Here is a 17,429-nt window from a genome sequence, read left to right as displayed (position 1 = left end):
TCATAAAAGCAGGTTCTTATGAGAAGATAAAGATCAAAACACAGTGAATTCCATTCATCCACCTTATTAAGTTTTCAACAGTGTAAATAATCGGGTGGACACCAACCTGCATACAAACAGATCCATTTCAACCAAATGTAAATTCTATGTTCTCAATACTTGCAAAAAGCATTTCATCTCTTTTCCGAAGAAAGATTTTGTTTTCCCTAGCTAACCAACCGATAGCCAGAACTACATCTTCAAATGTCAAACCCAAGTCGCGACATAAGTCAAACATAGACAGTTCACCTTTTTCATTTAAGATACGCCATACTTTTCCAGCATTTACGCCAATTTTAGTTTTCTCCATCATGCAAACTTTAAAAGATTAAACAATATATTTATAATCAAGATTGTAAGCATAGGAAAATAATATTATTTTATACTATCACAAAGATAATATTTTTTCGCAGAATAACAAATAATCAGCCTTTTCATATTCAAATAATATTAAAAAGGAAGATATATAAATACTGATACAATGACTAATCAGTAAATGAGTAGTGAATAGCAACTCATTTTTCTTTGTGCTATCTTTATCAATAAAAGGATTAATTCAGAGTTTTTGTGTAAATTTGTAGGTCGAAAACCAAAAGAACATTACAATGAAAATATTCCCAAGCAGTAGTATTAAAAGACTGGACGCTTATACCATTGAGAACGAACCGATTACCTCAATAGATTTGATGGAACGTGCCGCAAAAGCACTTACTAAATCCATTACTCAAAGATGGGATACGGAAACACCTGTCACTGTCTTTGCAGGTCCGGGAAACAATGGTGGCGATGCACTTGCCGTAGCCCGTATGATGGCAGAGAAAGGATATGAAGTGGAAGTATTTCTCTTCAACACAAAAGGAGAACTTTCTCCTGACTGCCAAACGAACAAGGAGTTGGTAGAAATGATGGAAGAAGTGAAATTCCATGAGATCAGCACACAATTTGTTCCTCCGACATTAACTTCCCGACATCTGGTAATCGATGGTTTGTTCGGTTCCGGACTGAATAAACCTCTCAGCGGAGGATTCGCTGCCGTTGTGAAATATATCAATTCTTCACCAGCTACTATCTTATCCATTGACGTTCCTTCGGGATTGATGTGCGAAGAAAACACATTTAATGTCAAAGCACATATTATCCGTGCTGATGTTACTTTTAGTTTGCAATTTCCAAAATTAGCATTCCTCTTTGCCGAAAATACTGAATTTGTAGGTGAATGGGACATCTTGGATATTCAATTGAGTCAGGAAGGTATCGAAGCAACTGAAACGAACTACGAGATGTTGGAGGTCGAAGAGATTCGTTCTTTGATCAAACCACGAAAGCAATTTGCTCATAAAGGAAACTTCGGACATGCTCTGCTGATAGCAGGTTCCAAAGGAATGGGAGGAGCATCTGTATTGGCTGCACGTGCTTGTCTTCGTTCAGGAGTGGGATTGCTCACTGTACACGCACCGTTCTGCAATAACAATATCCTGCAAACCTCTATTCCCGAAGCAATAGTAGAAAACGATGCTAATGAAACTTGTTTCGCTATACCAACCGATACGGATGACTACCAAGCTGTAGGCATTGGTCCGGGACTTGGACGAAGTAGTGAAACCGAAACTGCTTTACTGGAACAATTAGAACATTGCCAATCACCCGTAGTATTGGATGCAGATGCACTAAATATTTTAGCCAATCATCACCATACGCTTACTCATCTCCCTAAAGGTTCTATCTTGACTCCACATCCCAAAGAGTTAGAACGTCTGGTCGGGAAATGTCAGGATTCCTACGAACGACTAATGAAAGCTTGTGAACTGGCACACACCGCAAAAGTACATATCATACTAAAAGGAGCTTACTCTGCTATTATCACTCCCGAAGGTAAATGCTATTTCAACCCGACCGGAAATCCGGGAATGGCAACCGGAGGCAGTGGCGATGTACTCACCGGAGTGATATTAGCGTTACTCGCCCAGGGATATTCTGCAGAAGAAGCTGCTAAAATAGGCACTTACATACATGGCCTGGCAGGAGATTTCGCGCAAAAGAAACAGGGTATGATAGGACTTATAGCAAGTGACATTATCTCCTGCCTTCCTACCGCCTGGAGATTGGTAAGCGAATAAAAGTTAAGAACTTACAGATTTATAAATAACTTCATTAACTTTGTTTTCAGAATCAGCAAAAAATAACCGAATATGAAGAAATTAATAATAGCAACCGGACTATTAATAGCAACTACCGCTTATGCACAGACTGAAGTATTGACAGGTGTCACGCGGGGAAAAGATTATGGAGTAGTGTATACCCTCCCAAAAACACAGATTGAACTTGAAATTAAAGCAAATAAAATAAAATATACTCCGGGTGAATTCAGCAAATATGCCAATCGCTATTTACGTTTGAATAATGTTTCTACTGATCCTGAAGAATATTGGGAGCTTGCGAGTGTAAAAGTTACTCCGATAGGTGTACCCAACGGTGATGCGACCTATTTTGTCAAACTAAAGGATAAGACCGTAGCTCCCCTAATAGAACTAACGGAGAACGGAGTTATAAAATCAATAAACGTTCCTTATACCAAAAGTAATACTCCCAAGGCGCCTGTAGCAACTCCTACTATACCCAATAAAGCAAATCCTCGTGATTTTCTCACAGAAGAAATCCTGATCGCAAGCTCCACTGCTAAGATGGCAGAATTGGTTGCCAAAGAAATTTATAATATTCGCGAAAGCAAAAATGCCTTATTAAGAGGACAAGCTGATAATACACCTTCGGATGGCGCACAACTGAAAATCATGATTGACAATCTGAATGCACAGGAAGAAGCTATGACCGAAATGTTTGCCGGAACTCGCGACAAAGAAGAAAAAACATTCACTATCCGTTTGACTCCTGATAAAGAGTTTGAAAATGCAGTTGCTTTCCGCTTCTCTAAAAAACTGGGTGTAGTTAGTAATGACGACTTAGCCGGAGTTCCTTATTATATCAATTTGAAAGACTTGAAAACGGTTAAAATGCCGCAAGAAGACGAAAAGAAGAAAAAGGATTTGGATGGAATTGCTTACAACGTGCCAGGACAAGCATTGGTAACCCTGACCGATGGCAAAAAGAAACTTTACGAAGGGGAAATTCCCATTACCCAGTTTGGAGTTACAGAATATCTGGCTCCGGTCTTATTCAACAAAAGCTCAACCATCAAAGTATATTTCGATCCTAATACCGGTGGTCTGCTCAAAGTAGAAAGAGAAGAGAACAAATAACCTCTTAAATAATAAAACTATGGTAGGAGAAGGATTTGCATTTGACATGATACGGCGAATTAAGCTTAACAAAGAAGCTTCCCGTTTGCGACGAGAACATGCCAATGAAAGAGTCCGGCGCATGCATTCTGCTGAGAGTCACTACCCGTTGCCAGATACTACTCCTGAAGAAATAGAGAAGATTCTTCACGAATCTGAAGAAAAGAAAGAGAAAGATGAAAGTTACTTTAAATGGGGAGGTTTCATCATTTTCGGAGCACTGATTGTAGTCGCCCTAATTGCTTGGGATATTTTCCTTATTTATAATTAATTTGATAAATCCATCTTTCTGTAACTGATAAAGATAAACAGACACACGAGACTCGTAGCCTGCTTCATGATGAAAGTGGTCTGCGAGTTTTTCTATAATATTCTGAACCGTTCTCTTATTGTCTATCAACTCCCAGACAGCCGTTCCATGTTCTTCCAAACGTACATGAATCTCCTTTGACATTCCTTTGGGAACCAGATAACGATTCACCCAAGAACGTTTGAAACGGGGAAAGGAGAGAATCATCTCCTCTCCTTCCTTCACCGCTGTAATATGTTCACTACGACAGGGAATAACCTCTAACAGGTTTATTTTCTTTTTCTCCGCCATTATTTTATCTTTTTGTTGTCTGCATCCTCATCTAATGTGATTTCCAAATCACATTAGATGATAACTTACATCAAACTCTTTTTGTATCGGATACAGAAATAAAATATAGTTTATTTCTTGATATTAGGTTCTTCCAGACCATAACCTTTCTTCCGGTTTTCTGCTTTCAACAGCAAAGCAACAATCAAAGCCAGTACGCCGAAGATAGCAAAAATTGCCATTGGCAATGTATAATCATAAGTCTGTGCACCCTCTACAACCGGACCTTTACAGTATGAATTAAGCACCCATCCAATCAACAAAGGTACACCCATCAATCCCCAATTCTGCACCCAGAAAATTAAGGCATAAGCTGTACCCAACTGTTTTTCCGGAATAATCTTAGGAACAGAAGGCCACATTGCAGAAGGAACCAGAGAAAATGCAAATCCCAATATAATCATAATCACAGTAGCAAACCACCATACATTCAATATAGGAAGAGCAAACATAGTATGTACAAAAATCAACATAATGGAACCAATTACCATCAATGTAGCACCCTTACCAATCCGGTCATATAATGAACCGAACAAAGGTGTCAGCACAATAGCACCAATTGGCAACAATCCGGGAATGGTTCCTGCCAACTTCGGATCCACATTATATTTCTGTACCATCAAATCAGCCGCATACTTAATAAACGGGAATACTGCTGAATAGAATAATACGCACAGCAAAGCAATCAACCAGAAACCTTTGTTAGTGATAATATATACAATATCTTTCATGCGGAACGGTTCTTCCGGCTCCAAGCCTTCTGCATCCAATGAAGCATCTAGTTTCCTGTCGTAAAAAGTATATATAAAGAAAGCGATAGTTCCTACACAAAGCATTACCAGACAAAACAAAATAGGAGCAGGAATATTAGTATGGAAAGTTCCGGTCTCGTCTGTAGTACCGAAGAAGTCTGCCAAAGGAACAGTCAGCACCATAGCCAATGTCGTACCGATACGCGCAGTAGCCATCTCAAGTCCCATAGCAAGAGCCATTTCTTTTCCTTTAAACCATTTCACTATAATCTTGGAAACCGTAATACCAGCAATCTCCACTCCCACCCCAAAGACAGCATATCCAATGGCAGCAAGTGTTACCTGCATCTTAAATCCGAAAAGCATCGAACTTTCAGGAAATGTGGTTGATATCGCATAATATTTTAGTCCACAACCGAATACCATCAACAAACATGCTCCCATTCCTGTGAAACGGACACCCATCTTATCTAGAATGATGCCACCAAAAATCAGCATTAATAAGAATACATTGAACCAACCATAGGCACTCGTAAAAAAACCATAGTCCAAACTATCCCATAACAGTTCTTTCTCCAACATGGGTTTTAAAGGTGACATGACGTCGGTAAGGAAGTAGCCGCACAACATTGTAAAAGCGACCAATGCAAGAACACTCCAACGCAGCATTGCGGAGTCATTCAATTTTTGTTTCAATTGTTCTGTCATTGTTATATTTCAAAAAGTATTAATAATCAGACTACGGGCAACAAAGGTAGTTAAATATCGTTTATTTCCCTCACAAAGAGTTTGTTTTTACAGGAAAAAGTTAAACGCAGAATCCATGAATTACCCGGATATTCATTTACTCTGGGCACTTCATTCAATCTGCGCTTAAAAAGAGAGTGATGCAGTACCATTCTTCCGCATCCTCAAAATAGTTTTAACCGAATAATACCGATGTCTTGCTGAATGTTACTCTGCTGCCGGAGCAGGAGTTTCAGCAGGTGCCGGAGTTTCTGTTGCAGGTGCAGATTCTGCAGGAGCAGCATCTGTCTTAGGAGCGGCTGTACCGGTAGGCATGTTATACGGATTGGTTTGTTGTTCTTTCCTTGCTTGTTCCATTACTGCATCTTGTGTTTTAGATTTATCAGAAGGAACTACATAAGCAGTCGCAATGCTCATTACAACCATAAAAGCAGCTAAGCCCCAAGTTGCCTTTTCCAGAAAGTCAGTAGTCTTACGCACGCCCATGATAGCGTTTGATGAAGAAAATCCGGAAGCAAGTCCGCCTCCTTTTGAGTTCTGAATCAGCACAATGAAGCACATCAACACGGCTGCAATAACCATTAAGATAACGAATAATAAGTACATTTTTGAGTTATTTTGAATTAGCGTTAATAATCAATTTCTCCAAAAATCTGATTTGGTCTGCAAAGTAAGCATTTTTTTTTGGATATTTCAAACTTAATTTTTTAATTATTTCAAGTGCTTTTGAATATCGTTGCTGTTTTACATAAATTTTCGCCAATGTTTCTGTAAAACAGCTATCGTCTTCCTCTTCTTTGTCAAGAGTCTCTTCCGAAGGGATAACAGGCACTGCATCTTCTTCCTTTAAAGGTTTCACACATAATACAGATTCACTTTCACTTTTCTCAATAAAGCCATCAATAAGTTCATGTCCTTTTAATGGAGGACTCGTTTCTGCCGATTCACTTGCTACGGTTGTATCTTCTAAGAGATAAGGTGTATAGTCAATGGAATAATCGAAACTCGTCTGGTTGGTCACTTCTTCTGGAGCTGTTGAAAGGAAAGCGTCGATCAAGGCTAATGTACGGTCTACAGAAGGCTCTTCTTCTAACACTTCAGTTAAAGTGATGTCTTTATCCTTAGCTTGGATAATAAAACGTTCACCTTCGATCAGATGAAACAGCTTGCGCCGGTCAGAAATATAAAGGACTGCCTTTCGAAGTTCTGCACCAAAATTAATATCATGGAGAATATATAAATTCTTTAGATACAACAAACGGATCGACTGAAAATATGGATAACGTGCGAGCATATTGCGTAGCTCGTACAACGTATCCCTATTCAGCGTCTCAGGATGCTGAATCCATTGTTCAAGATTAACAGAAGTCATTAAAATTACCAGTTTGCTACAGTTGCATTAAATATTTGGTCGGTTATCTCTTTCGTCATTTCAGCAATCAATCCGTCCTGTACCGCCGTCAGCAGTTGAGTGGAAGAATAGGTACGGAAAGCCGAGAATTGTTGTTCGAAGTCCTCAGCATGATTGGTATTATTGACAAAGCGAACATTCACTGTGATAGTCAGCTTAGTTTCCGAAGAGTACCCATCGGCAGATACTGCCTGGTTGTATTGATTGTAGCCTGTTATTTCTCCATCGATCTGCAAGTCTGCATTTTGATTCGGTTTCAGTAATTGCAAACGTGTTTGACGAATAAATATATCTTTCAAATCCTCATTAAACTTGGTTGCCAACGGAGCATACACATATTCCGACTTAATCGGAAAATCGGCAATCGAAATGGTTTTTACTTTATCATAATTGATAGAGGAACCATTAAACTTATAGGAAACAGTACACGCAATCACTACTACCGGTAATACGAATAGTACCGCAACACGTGATATCTTCTTAATCCAATCCATATTCTTTTATTTTTCTGTAAAGGGTACGCTCGGATATATTCAAATCCTTTGCTGCGCTCTTCCGCTTTCCATGATGCTTCTCAAGAGCCTTGCGTATCATTTCTTTTTCAACTTCATCCAACGACAAGGACTCTTCTACATACTCCTCGGTGTCTTGAATATCATCATCTTCATCTTTACAAACAGCAGTCTGTACCGGGTGAATGATTGCAGGAACAGATGGTTGACGTGCAGTCACTACGGGAGTAGACACAATCTGACCTACCTGCTCTGCCCGTTCAGCCATCATATTATGTACCATCTTTTTCAGTTCCGCCACTTCTTGACGCATATCAAAGAGAACGGAATAAAGTATCTCCCGCTCGCTTTCAAAGCTTTTACTTTCACGCGTGCCCAATAAAGCTGGTAGGCGTTGTATATTCTGTTGAGGAAGATACGTATGTAAGATATTCGCCGTAATTTCCCGGTTAGTCTCAATGATCGAAATTTGCTCGGTAATATTCTTCAACTGCCGCACATTTCCCGGCCAAGGATAGGCAAGTAATACTTGTTTAGCATCATCCGTCAGCTGAATAGCCGGCATATGGTATTTCTCTGCAAAGTCGGCGGCAAACTTACGGAATAACAACAGTACATCGTCTCCCCGCTCGCGCAAAGGAGGTATCTGAATAGGTACTGTATTTAAACGATAATATAAATCTTCCCGAAAACGCCCCTGAGCAATCGCCTGTGATAAGTTTACATTAGTAGCCGCCACAATGCGTACATCCGTTTTCTGTACTTTAGACGAGCCGACCTTGATAAATTCACCACTTTCCAGAACACGTAGCAAACGGGCCTGTGTAGGCAACGGCAACTCTCCGACTTCATCCAGAAAGATTGTCCCCCCGTCAGCCTCGCCAAAATATCCTTTCCGCTCACCAATTGCCCCTGTAAATGCCCCCTTCTCGTGCCCAAATAACTCAGAATCAATAGTCCCTTCAGGTATAGCTCCACAATTGACAGCAATATACTGTCCATGCTTCCGTCGGCTGTATTGATGAATAATCTGTGGAAAACTCTCCTTTCCCACACCACTTTCTCCGGTAATCAGCACAGACAAATCGGTAGGCGCTACCTGTATGGCAACATCAATGGCTCGTGACAACGTTTCGGTATTACCAATAATACCGAAACGTTGTTTCACTTGTTGTATCTCCGCTTTTGTCATTGCTTCCTTAATCTTCGTCTACTGTATCCAGTTTTAGTTTATCACTATCATCTCGTTTCTCATAATATTGCTTCCGCAATGGATTTACACGAGCTGCTTTTTCACGCTGGCGATTGCGAAATACATCAATTGCCACATAGATAGCTTGGCGAAAAGAATCTTCGCTAGCCAATCCTTTGCCCGCAATATCATAAGCCGTACCATGTGCCGGAGAGGTTCGGACAACCGGCAAACCTGCAGTATAGTTCACTCCATCATCCATTGCCAAAGCTTTGAACGGAGCCAGTCCCTGATCATGATACATCGCCAGAATTCCATCAAAGTGAGTATAATTGCCAGATCCCATAAAGCCGTCAGCTGCATAAGGACCATAACAAAGAATTCCTTTTTCCTCCATTTCCTTCAATGCAGGAATAATCACTTCTTGTTCTTCCATCCCCAACAGCCCCCCATCACCTGCATGAGGATTCAATGCCAACACAGCAATACGGGGAGCACCAATACCAAAATCTTGTTTCAAACAACGATGAAAAATCATCAATTTTTCCTGAATTAATTCTTTTGTGATGGTAGTAGCAATCTCCCTTACCGGAATATGAGTTGTAACCAATGCCATACGAAAATCTCCTTTCATCAGGATCATCAGTGATTTATTACCTTCACCTAGACGTTCCTCGATATATTCAGTATGCCCAGGAAAAGAGAACTCTTCCGATTGAATCGTATGTTTATTAATCGGAGCCGTAACGATCACGTCAATCAACCCCTCACGATATTCCTCAATAGCACGTTCCAAAGCGCCTAATGCTGCTTTACCCGCTTCTGGATCAGGTTTGGAAAACTCGACTTTTACTTCGTCATCGGTGCAGTTCACTACACTCAGACGATTATAAGAAGCCTCAGAAGCCGAGTTTATAATACTAAAATTAGTCGGTATGTCCAAAGACTTGCGATGATAAGCAGCTACTTTAGGCGAACCATATATAATCGGAGTACACAACTCCAGCATGGTAGGATCAGAGAATGCTTTCAAGATCACCTCATAGCCTACCCCATTAATATCTCCTTGGGTAATGCCGATTTTTATTTTGTTATCTTCCATGTTTTTATTTTTTAGTTTTCTCCGCTTCCCTAGTCTCTCCCAATGGTATTTGTGATTCCTGCACTTCTCCCGGAAGTTTCAGTGTATACAAAGAAGCCTCTACTTGGCGGAGTAAATTACGTTTCATTTTTTCGGGTGAATATACAAATACTTCTGCTACAACAACTCGATGGTTCTTTTCATCTACGCGTGAATGTGATACAAACGGACCACCCATAAAGTCACCTTCCATACGCCACAATCCACGTGCCTCCAATGCATACTTATCATGTACCCGGATCGGACGGACACTTGTACGCAAAGAATCTGTAGACATATAAACACCTTCCTTAAATCCGGGAATATTAGCTTTCATAAAAGAGTCACGCTTATGCACAAAATATTCCTTAGTAAAGGTGTCCTTATCCGTATAAGGATATGAGTATATTACAAAATTCTGGTCAGCTGCGCCTTTGTTGGTAGAAGCCCAGAAAAAATCCTTTCCTGTCTTATAATTAGCCAATTCCGAAGGAATCCATATATCAGCACCAAACAAGCTATCCACTCTGGCAGAAATATAGTTATTGTGTTTTTTCTCCAACGAAATAATCTGGCGATTCATCTCAGCGCGAGTAAAGAAGTCGATTATAACCTGTTTATTCTCAGTTACAAATTTCTCGAACTCCTCTTCATTCGGGGCCTGAATGGTCAGAATCAACTGCGGTGAAGCATAGACATCTTTTGCGAATTTGAAAGATCCTTTCGTAAAAGTATCTTTAATATCTACAATGATAATATTACGAATCAACTTTAACGTAGAATTATAATCTTTCGATGAAGTATACATAATCCGGAAAGAAGATTCCGGCTGCGGCAAACCAGGCATTTCGGAGTCAAGTACATCATGTAAGGCTCTTCCTGCAGCACGGTCCCATACACCGGGATCCACAACAACTAGAAGTTCATACGGACGACCACTGGAAGTATGATTTCCTCCCATGCCACATGAGACAAAGACGAAGGCTATTAAAGCCATGCTCAAATAAAAAAAGTACTTTTTCATGATGATCGGTTTTTATAAATTAACTTTTGTTATTTTCCCCCTGTTTCGCTGTCGATAACATGCCACAAGCAGCAAAGATATCTTCTCCTCTTGAAGCGCGAATCGTTGTAAACAATCCATGTGAAGTGAGATAATCACGAAAACGAGTCATCGTCTCCATATCAGTTCCTTCTAAGTTTACTCCCGGAATGGCATGAAAACGGATTAGGTTAATCCGGCAATCCAATCCACGAAGTAATTTCAATAGTTCCTTAGCATATACCTGCGAATCATTGAGTCCTTTAAAAACAATGTATTCAAACGAAAGTCTACGCTGTTTACTAAAATCATAGTTTTTTAACAGTTCCACGATCTCGATTATAGAAAAAGCTCTCTCTGCCGGCATTAACTCTGAACGCTGTACCGATAGCGGAGAATGCAGACTGATAGCTAGATGGCAATCACTTTCTTCAATAAATCGCTGCAATCCTTTTCGCAAACCAATCGTAGATACTGTAATGCGCTTCGGACTCCAAGCATATCCATAAGGAGCTGTCATAATCTCCAATGCTTTTAATACTTCATCCAGATTGTCAAGCGGTTCGCCCATCCCCATCAAAACAACATTTGTCAGTTTGTCTCTATCGGGCAATGAGTGAATCTGATTGATAATCTGGTTGGCAGTCAGATTAGCCGTATAACCCTGTTTTCCAGTCATACAGAACTTACAATTCATCTTACAGCCTACCTGAGAAGAGACACAAAGTGTTGCCCGGCCATCATCTGGAATATAAACTGATTCTACAAAATTACTTTCTCCAACGCGGTAGAGATACTTCACTGTACCATCGACCGAACGCATTTCATCCACAGGAGTATATGCTCCTACTTCATAGCCCTCCTTCAGCAACTCCCGATATTTCAACGACAAGTTCGTCATTTCATCGATTGAAGTTACTTTCTTATCATATAGCCACGATGCAATCTGTTTGGCAGCAAAACTTGGCATACCCAGTTTTTTCGCCACCGACTGTAGCTCTATGAGAGTCATTCCTAAGAGAGGAAATTTAGACATTTTTCTTTCAGTTCATGGTTTATATTTGCAAATGTAAGGAAATAAAGTCGATTTACGTATAGTGTGGATGTAAAAGTTAACAAAAAAGGTCGTTCCCCGAAGAGGAACGACCTTTTGAACTTATCGTTTTACGATTAATTTTAGAAGAACATATAACGAGTATCTTTCACATTTGCTTTCAGATACAAGTCATTCATCAAACGACCAGCAAGGCGTTCGTGCATAGAAGTTTGTTTAGCTTCTTCCTCTTTTGCATCAAATGTTTCGTTCAGTTTATCCTTAGCATACATTTGCAATACATATACTCCGGCATTACCCTTAATAGGAGCACTCAATTTATTCATCTCAGCAACAGATGCATAAGCACCTACCAACGGCTCATTGCTACGCAAAGCTGCTACATAAGCAGGAGCGCCAAACGTAACCATCTTCAAAGAATCGCTAACTGCACCCTTCATAGCCTTATACTGATCCAATGAAACCGCATTGGCTGCTTTCATATCAGCCATAATCTTTTCAGCTTTCTTATCTTTGATGATCTCAGCTCTCAACTGATCCTGTACTTGTTTCAAAGAACGGTATCCTTCCGGAGTAATGCTAACCAGACCTACTACAAGCATATGATCACTTTCACCACATTCATACAGTCCTGAAACTTCACCCGGTTTTGCTTTATCAAACACCCATCTCAAAGCCTCTTTAGTACCTCTTACACCTCCGATAGCATGTTCGTAGCTATATAGGTTTTCTCTATCGAGCAATTTATAGCCGGCTTCTTCTGCATTAGCTACCATCTTCTCTACTGTAGGATTAGCAGCAATAAACTGGCTGAAATCATTATAAGCGCGGTTGTATGTATCCTTACTGAATTCTACTTCACGTTTGATAACAGCAACTTTATATTTGTCCTTTACAGCTTTCTTGTTAGTCACCTGAAGAATAACATTCGCCTGACCCATAGGCAGGTTAGTCAATTCATTTACATTTGCATTGGTAATAGTTGTAATAAATTTCAGGTTATCACCATCAATCTGTGCACCTTCGTACTGTGCAGAAGTCAGCCAGCTAGTATCACCATTCTGACCATATTTCTTAGCTAATTCTACGAAATCTGCTCCCCCCTTAATCGCATTATAGATACTGTCAGCCAATGTTTTCGTTTTATCAGCATCTTCAGCAAATACTTGAATCTGACGGAACTCGATAGAATCGGAAGCAGCAGTTTTAGCAACCAATTTAAAAGAATTGAGCGTATTATCAGTTCCATTATAATAAGGTCCGTAAATAGAACCTACAGAAACTGAATCCAAACGAGCAACAACATCTGCCGGGAAAGCAGTCTTGTTATAGAACAAGTCTACATAAGGAACTTCAGAGCCAACCGAGCGAATGAAAGAAGTATAATCTTCTGCTGTAGCCAATTGTTCTGTAGCTTCATCTACTTCTTTCTGGATAGCAGCTCTGTCTTCTGCACTTGCAGTTACCTGTACGTCGATATATTTAATATCGCGGGCTTCCTGATATTGTTTGAATTGCTCTTTTTTCTTATTATAAAGGTTTTTCAATTCAGACTCAGATACAGTCAATGTAGAATCTACTACTGTAGAATAAGGAACAGCAGCCATCAACAAATCATACTGATTTACTCTTGCATCGAAAGCATCCTGAGCTTCTACAGGGTTAGAGATAAGAGACTTCGTGATTAATGCCTGATATTTCTGTGCCAGACGGCTTTGGATCAATGTTTTTTCAATGAAGCTCCAATATTTATACATATTGTTATATTGTTCAACATATTGAGGCGGCATTTGACTTTCATTCATCTTAGAGTATTCTACTAAGAATTTATTCAGCATATCCTTGTCAAAGCGACCCGTTTGTGGGTTGCGGAAAGGAGTCTGTTGCAACAAAGGATTAGCACCTGTGTTCAGAATGTCTTGAATTTCAGTAATAGAGACAGTCAATCCCAATTTGCCTGCTTCTTTTTCAATCAGTTTATTGTTTACATAAGAATTCCATACTTCGTCGCGCACCTGGCTGGTTTGTTCGTCATTCAGAGAATTCAATCCACGTGAAAGCTTTAACACTTCGGTATATTCTTCGACTAAAGATTGAAACTCCTGAGCAGTAAGAGCATCTCCGTTCACCTCACCTACGTCATGCGTCTGATGCGGCTGCAGCACCTTCCATGCGTCACCCGCAATGAAGGCAAACAGCGCCAAGCCGATAACAATCACCAATAGAGGTCCTTTCGACCTGATGTTTTGTAATGTTGCCATTTTGATTAATATAATTTATGTTTATTATTTATTTCTTCCTAATGTCATTTTAGCGCACGAAGATACAAAAAATGCTAATATGCTTCTATTTATTAGCCAAAAATTTCATGTCTATCGTCATTATTCCATGACTTTTAGTCGCACAAGTTCTATTTTAGTCGCCGTAACCTTGATTATCTTGAACTGATAACGTCCTATCCGAATCAATTCATGCAATTTCGGAAAACTTTGATATTGGTTAAGAATTAATCCTCCCACTGTCAGATATTCGTCCGATTCGGGCAGATCAAGTCCAAATGTTTCATTTACCTTTTCAATCTCCAGACGGGCAGACAATACATACTCATGCTCCCCAATCTGTTTGCAGATATAAGAAGTATTATCATGTTCATCTTCAATGTCACCAAAAATCTCTTCTACCAAATCTTCCAGAGATACAATACCGGATGTACCTCCAAACTCATCCACTACCACAGCAATCGTCTTTTTTTGTTGCATGAAAAGCTTCATCAACTTATTGGCAGACATCGTTTCAGGCACAATCGGGACTTTCTTCACATTATTACGCCAATCATCCGGATTACGGAACATTTCTGACGAATGGATATAACCTACCACATTATCTATATTCCCATCATATACAATGATCTTTGAAATTCCTGATTCTATAAAACGTCCCTTCAGTTCGTCTAACGAAGTAGTCAGATCGACAGCCACCACTTCAGTACGAGGGACGATGCAATCGCGGATCTTTATATTTGAGAAATCAAGTGCATTCTGAAATATCTTCACTTCCGTATCAAGTTCCTCTTCATTCTCAGCATTACTGATACTCGTTTGAACAAAATAATCCAGATCCACTTTACCAAAAACTTTGTCAGACACTTCTTTATTCACCTCCAATCCAAAAATACGTAGAAATAAATAGGACATTCCGGAGGAAAATTTAGAAATTGGATACAGAACAACATAACAAATAAAGAGAGGAACAGCGAACACATTCAAAACCAGATTCGGATTAATCTTGAATAATGTTTTCGGCAAAAACTCTCCCGTCACCAGGATAATCAAAGTAGAAATAACAGTTTGAGCCAGCACCATCAAGAAATGACTTTCTATAAAATTCGATAACAGATTATCACCGATAATCTGCGCCATTAAGATACCATAAATAACCAGAGCAATATTATTTCCTACCAACATGGTAGAGATGAATTCATTTGGATTTTTAAAGAAGATGACAAGAATACGCGAAGTAATGCCTCCTTTACGTTCCATTTCGAAACGTAACTTATCTACTGAGACAAAAGCGATTTCCATCCCCGAAAAAAATGCGGAGAAAGCCATCGTGATAAGTAAAGAGAAATAGATATTCATAGCTTATTTCACAAAATCCTTATTTCAGTGAATCCGGTTGAGAAATCGGTTTTACTTCCGGTTGAATATTGGGTTCATCATCCACATCAAAAATACCAGATACATTACGGAAAACATATTGAGTAAATTGTTCGTTTGAATCAAATCCGTATGAATGGATAACTCGTTCAGGTTGTTGAATTCGAATAAACCGATCGGTATATACTTTTTTAGTTGCCTGATTCCAGTAAAGCAATTCTGTATTGAAACGCTCTCCTGCCCGGTTTTGTATATCCACATGCCCTATCAGCTTCCAAAGCTTTTCTTTGTCATAATAGTAGGCAGTATCTGCTTTAATACTGGCTTCTACATGAAAGATAGAGTCAAATTGTTCCAGATATACCCCCTTCTCAAAAGCCCAATACGAAGGTATTTTACGGTCATACACCAACCATTCTTCAGTATCTACCTTGTAACGAGTCACTCCCGAATCAGAAATAAAAGTGGTTACTCCCAAAGTTTGCATTACCGGCAACGAGTCACGTTCGGTAATAGCATCACCCATAGCTTTTTTCTTCCCTCCACAGGAGGAAAATAAAAGAAGCATAACAACTGCCCCACAGGCAATTGTTATGCTCATGCATTTATGCAATAAACGTATACTTCGTTTTCGCAACATAGAGTTATCTAATCGTTGTAGTCTCTCCAATCCAGCCACCGACTGTAATACGATCACCAGCTTTATAACCTAACATAAAGAGGTCTTTAGCTTGCGGAGTGTGAGCTGAATATAAAGCAATCTGTTTATTAGCTTCTTCTGCTACACTCGGATCCACAGCTTTTGCACGCTGTAGCTTATCAATGATTACAAAGTAGGTACATTTATTTAATGCAGGCTCATCACTCCAGTTAGGACTAGTTGCATATAAGGCAGCTATCAGCATATAAGGATCACCATAATTCTCATTAAAACTAATGGCCTTCTGACTATAAGTTCTGGACTGTGCCAATTTTTTTGCTTTATATAATGCAACAGCAGCTTTAAAAGCATACTCAGCCTTCTTCACATTATCTGTTTCCAAATCAATAGCTTCATCAAAGAATTTCAGAGCTTCATCAAGATCACCTTTTTTGTTTGCTTGCAGTGCACAGGCAATAGCAGCATCAGCTGTTGGCTCCATCTTGTAAACATAATATCCTGCTTGCAGATAAGCCTCACTCTCTGTACATTTCATCTGTTTCAAGATATCGATTATCTTCTTTAAAGAAGCGATATCTGCTTTGTCAGCTTCCACTTTAGGACCATAAATAGCCTGTAAAGATTCACAATCAGCAGCACCACTCCCTACAAACAAAGCGACCAGATTGTCTTTGATTCCTTTCAATCTTTCTTTATTAGCATCCACTGTCTCAGCAGCCAAAATAGCTTCCATATATTCAGATGCATTCAGATAATCCTGAATAAATTGTTCCTTATGAGCAGGATCTGCCTGTAGTTTATCGAAAGATGTTTGGAAAAAATAAAAAATAACCGCCGGATCAGCTTCCGCCTTTACGGTATTTACAGATTGACTGAACCATTGATAGAGTTGATTTAAATCAACTTTGGGTGCAAAAGACATATAATCCAAAGCTTTGATACCTAAAATTTCATCAACAGAAGCCACCTTGACTCCCTTTGCCAAAAACTCAGGAGTATATTTCATACGTAAATCATGCGTATTCATCAATTCATCAAAATACTTCTGGTATTCCGGATTATTTTTATCTTTGATTTGTCCCATCAAACCTTTCAGAATTTTAAATCCATCACTAAAAGTATAGTAACGAAGTGTCGGACAATTTTCCAGAACAGCTTTCCAAGGAGTATAAGCGTCTTTAAAATTTCCAGCTTTCACTGCTTCATGTGAGATACTACTATTCGAATTACAGTTAGCATCATCCTGCGCCATTACAGTAGTCGCCCCGGCCGATAGGAACAACATAGCTACAAGCGTCTTAATTTTCATT

The 17,429-nt window shown here is 39.5% G+C and carries 17 protein-coding genes; 3 read left to right on the top strand and 14 right to left on the bottom strand.

Going from position 1 to position 17,429, the window contains the following annotated elements; genetic code table 11:
• Nucleotides 1–127: 127 nt before the first annotated feature.
• Entirely contained in the window at nucleotides 128–352 is a 225-nt protein-coding gene (locus tag EJF25_RS18475; RefSeq protein WP_125042310.1) for a winged helix-turn-helix domain-containing protein, read from the bottom strand.
• A gap of 292 nt (nucleotides 353–644) precedes the next feature.
• Between EJF25_RS18475 and EJF25_RS18470 the strand changes: the two genes are divergently transcribed.
• The 3 genes from EJF25_RS18470 to EJF25_RS18460 all read left to right on the top strand — a co-directional run bounded on the left by EJF25_RS18470 (nucleotide 645) and on the right by EJF25_RS18460 (nucleotide 3,603).
• Nucleotides 645–2,156: an NAD(P)H-hydrate dehydratase gene (locus EJF25_RS18470; RefSeq protein WP_125042309.1), complete on the top strand. Its 1,512-nt coding sequence runs from the start codon at nucleotides 645–647 to the stop codon at nucleotides 2,154–2,156.
• 72 nt (nucleotides 2,157–2,228) lie between these two features.
• Complete coding sequence (locus EJF25_RS18465) at nucleotides 2,229–3,293, top strand: DUF4831 family protein (protein WP_125042308.1); 1,065 nt, start codon at nucleotides 2,229–2,231, stop codon at nucleotides 3,291–3,293.
• A gap of 19 nt (nucleotides 3,294–3,312) precedes the next feature.
• Complete coding sequence (locus tag EJF25_RS18460; protein WP_125042307.1) at nucleotides 3,313–3,603, top strand: hypothetical protein; 291 nt, start codon at nucleotides 3,313–3,315, stop codon at nucleotides 3,601–3,603.
• Here EJF25_RS18460 and EJF25_RS18455 read toward each other — a convergent pair.
• The 13 genes from EJF25_RS18455 to EJF25_RS18390 all read right to left on the bottom strand — a co-directional run bounded on the left by EJF25_RS18455 (nucleotide 3,568) and on the right by EJF25_RS18390 (nucleotide 17,428).
• Nucleotides 3,568–3,933, bottom strand: a complete 366-nt coding sequence (locus tag EJF25_RS18455; RefSeq protein WP_125042306.1) for a PqqD family protein — start codon at nucleotides 3,931–3,933, stop codon at nucleotides 3,568–3,570. The two genes, EJF25_RS18460 and EJF25_RS18455, sit on opposite strands and share 36 nt — an antisense overlap.
• A gap of 110 nt (nucleotides 3,934–4,043) precedes the next feature.
• Nucleotides 4,044–5,432, bottom strand: coding sequence for an MFS transporter (locus EJF25_RS18450; RefSeq protein ID WP_125042305.1), 1,389 nt, complete (start codon nucleotides 5,430–5,432; stop codon nucleotides 4,044–4,046).
• 246 nt (nucleotides 5,433–5,678) lie between these two features.
• Nucleotides 5,679–6,077, bottom strand: coding sequence for a preprotein translocase subunit SecG (gene secG, locus EJF25_RS18445; RefSeq protein ID WP_125042304.1), 399 nt, complete (start codon nucleotides 6,075–6,077; stop codon nucleotides 5,679–5,681).
• Between the two features lie 7 nt (nucleotides 6,078–6,084).
• Entirely contained in the window at nucleotides 6,085–6,843 is a 759-nt protein-coding gene (locus EJF25_RS18440; RefSeq protein ID WP_125042303.1) for a DUF8458 domain-containing protein, read from the bottom strand.
• A 5-nt stretch (nucleotides 6,844–6,848) separates the two neighbouring features.
• A complete protein-coding gene (lptE, locus tag EJF25_RS18435) occupies nucleotides 6,849–7,376 on the bottom strand; it encodes an LPS assembly lipoprotein LptE (RefSeq protein ID WP_125042302.1) in 528 nt (175 codons plus the stop codon).
• Complete coding sequence (locus EJF25_RS18430; RefSeq protein ID WP_125042301.1) at nucleotides 7,363–8,586, bottom strand: sigma-54 interaction domain-containing protein; 1,224 nt, start codon at nucleotides 8,584–8,586, stop codon at nucleotides 7,363–7,365. Before EJF25_RS18430 ends, lptE begins: the two co-directional genes overlap by 14 nt.
• 7 nt (nucleotides 8,587–8,593) lie before the next feature.
• A complete protein-coding gene (pdxA, locus tag EJF25_RS18425) occupies nucleotides 8,594–9,688 on the bottom strand; it encodes a 4-hydroxythreonine-4-phosphate dehydrogenase PdxA (RefSeq protein WP_125042300.1) in 1,095 nt (364 codons plus the stop codon).
• Between the two features lie 4 nt (nucleotides 9,689–9,692).
• Nucleotides 9,693–10,730: a DUF4837 family protein gene (locus EJF25_RS18420; RefSeq protein ID WP_125042299.1), complete on the bottom strand. Its 1,038-nt coding sequence runs from the start codon at nucleotides 10,728–10,730 to the stop codon at nucleotides 9,693–9,695.
• A 19-nt stretch (nucleotides 10,731–10,749) separates the two neighbouring features.
• Nucleotides 10,750–11,784 carry a dual-specificity RNA methyltransferase RlmN gene (gene rlmN / locus EJF25_RS18415; RefSeq protein ID WP_125042298.1) on the bottom strand — a complete coding sequence of 345 codons (1,035 nt, stop codon included), beginning with the start codon at nucleotides 11,782–11,784 and terminating at the stop codon, nucleotides 10,750–10,752.
• Between the two features lie 140 nt (nucleotides 11,785–11,924).
• Complete coding sequence (locus EJF25_RS18410; protein ID WP_125042297.1) at nucleotides 11,925–14,063, bottom strand: peptidylprolyl isomerase; 2,139 nt, start codon at nucleotides 14,061–14,063, stop codon at nucleotides 11,925–11,927.
• Between the two features lie 120 nt (nucleotides 14,064–14,183).
• A complete protein-coding gene (locus EJF25_RS18400; RefSeq protein ID WP_125042295.1) occupies nucleotides 14,184–15,440 on the bottom strand; it encodes a hemolysin family protein in 1,257 nt (418 codons plus the stop codon).
• A 19-nt stretch (nucleotides 15,441–15,459) separates the two neighbouring features.
• Nucleotides 15,460–16,059, bottom strand: coding sequence for an LPS export ABC transporter periplasmic protein LptC (gene lptC / locus EJF25_RS18395; RefSeq protein ID WP_125042294.1), 600 nt, complete (start codon nucleotides 16,057–16,059; stop codon nucleotides 15,460–15,462).
• Between the two features lie 43 nt (nucleotides 16,060–16,102).
• Complete coding sequence (locus EJF25_RS18390; protein WP_200832942.1) at nucleotides 16,103–17,428, bottom strand: tetratricopeptide repeat protein; 1,326 nt, start codon at nucleotides 17,426–17,428, stop codon at nucleotides 16,103–16,105.
• Between the last annotated feature and the right edge of the window lies 1 nt (nucleotide 17,429).

It is taken from the genome of Bacteroides faecalis (assembly GCF_003865075.1).
Classification (GTDB): Bacteria; Bacteroidota; Bacteroidia; order Bacteroidales; family Bacteroidaceae; genus Bacteroides; species Bacteroides faecalis.
Note: the sequence above shows the minus strand (reverse complement) of the source record. Positions and strands in the feature narration are given on the sequence as shown.

Bases quoted from the DNA above. Each gene is read 5' to 3' on its own strand.
- EJF25_RS18475 (WP_125042310.1), bottom strand. From the start codon at position 352: ATGATGGAGAAAACTAAAATTGGCGTAAATGCTGGAAAAGTATGGCGT.
- EJF25_RS18465 (WP_125042308.1), top strand. From the start codon at position 2,229: ATGAAGAAATTAATAATAGCAACCGGACTATTAATAGCAACTACCGCT.
- EJF25_RS18440 (WP_125042303.1), bottom strand. From the start codon at position 6,843: ATGACTTCTGTTAATCTTGAACAATGGATTCAGCATCCTGAGACGCTG.
- lptE (WP_125042302.1), bottom strand. From the start codon at position 7,376: ATGGATTGGATTAAGAAGATATCACGTGTTGCGGTACTATTCGTATTA.
- EJF25_RS18410 (WP_125042297.1), bottom strand. From the start codon at position 14,063: ATGGCAACATTACAAAACATCAGGTCGAAAGGACCTCTATTGGTGATT.
- EJF25_RS18470 (WP_125042309.1), top strand. From the start codon at position 645: ATGAAAATATTCCCAAGCAGTAGTATTAAAAGACTGGACGCTTATACC.
- EJF25_RS18450 (WP_125042305.1), bottom strand. From the start codon at position 5,432: ATGACAGAACAATTGAAACAAAAATTGAATGACTCCGCAATGCTGCGT.
- EJF25_RS18390 (WP_200832942.1), bottom strand. From the start codon at position 17,428: ATGAAAATTAAGACGCTTGTAGCTATGTTGTTCCTATCGGCCGGGGCG.
- pdxA (WP_125042300.1), bottom strand. From the start codon at position 9,688: ATGGAAGATAACAAAATAAAAATCGGCATTACCCAAGGAGATATTAAT.
- EJF25_RS18400 (WP_125042295.1), bottom strand. From the start codon at position 15,440: ATGAATATCTATTTCTCTTTACTTATCACGATGGCTTTCTCCGCATTT.
- lptC (WP_125042294.1), bottom strand. From the start codon at position 16,059: ATGAGCATAACAATTGCCTGTGGGGCAGTTGTTATGCTTCTTTTATTT.
- EJF25_RS18420 (WP_125042299.1), bottom strand. From the start codon at position 10,730: ATGAAAAAGTACTTTTTTTATTTGAGCATGGCTTTAATAGCCTTCGTC.
- secG (WP_125042304.1), bottom strand. From the start codon at position 6,077: ATGTACTTATTATTCGTTATCTTAATGGTTATTGCAGCCGTGTTGATG.
- EJF25_RS18460 (WP_125042307.1), top strand. From the start codon at position 3,313: ATGGTAGGAGAAGGATTTGCATTTGACATGATACGGCGAATTAAGCTT.
- rlmN (WP_125042298.1), bottom strand. From the start codon at position 11,784: ATGTCTAAATTTCCTCTCTTAGGAATGACTCTCATAGAGCTACAGTCG.
- EJF25_RS18455 (WP_125042306.1), bottom strand. From the start codon at position 3,933: ATGGCGGAGAAAAAGAAAATAAACCTGTTAGAGGTTATTCCCTGTCGT.
- EJF25_RS18430 (WP_125042301.1), bottom strand. From the start codon at position 8,586: ATGACAAAAGCGGAGATACAACAAGTGAAACAACGTTTCGGTATTATT.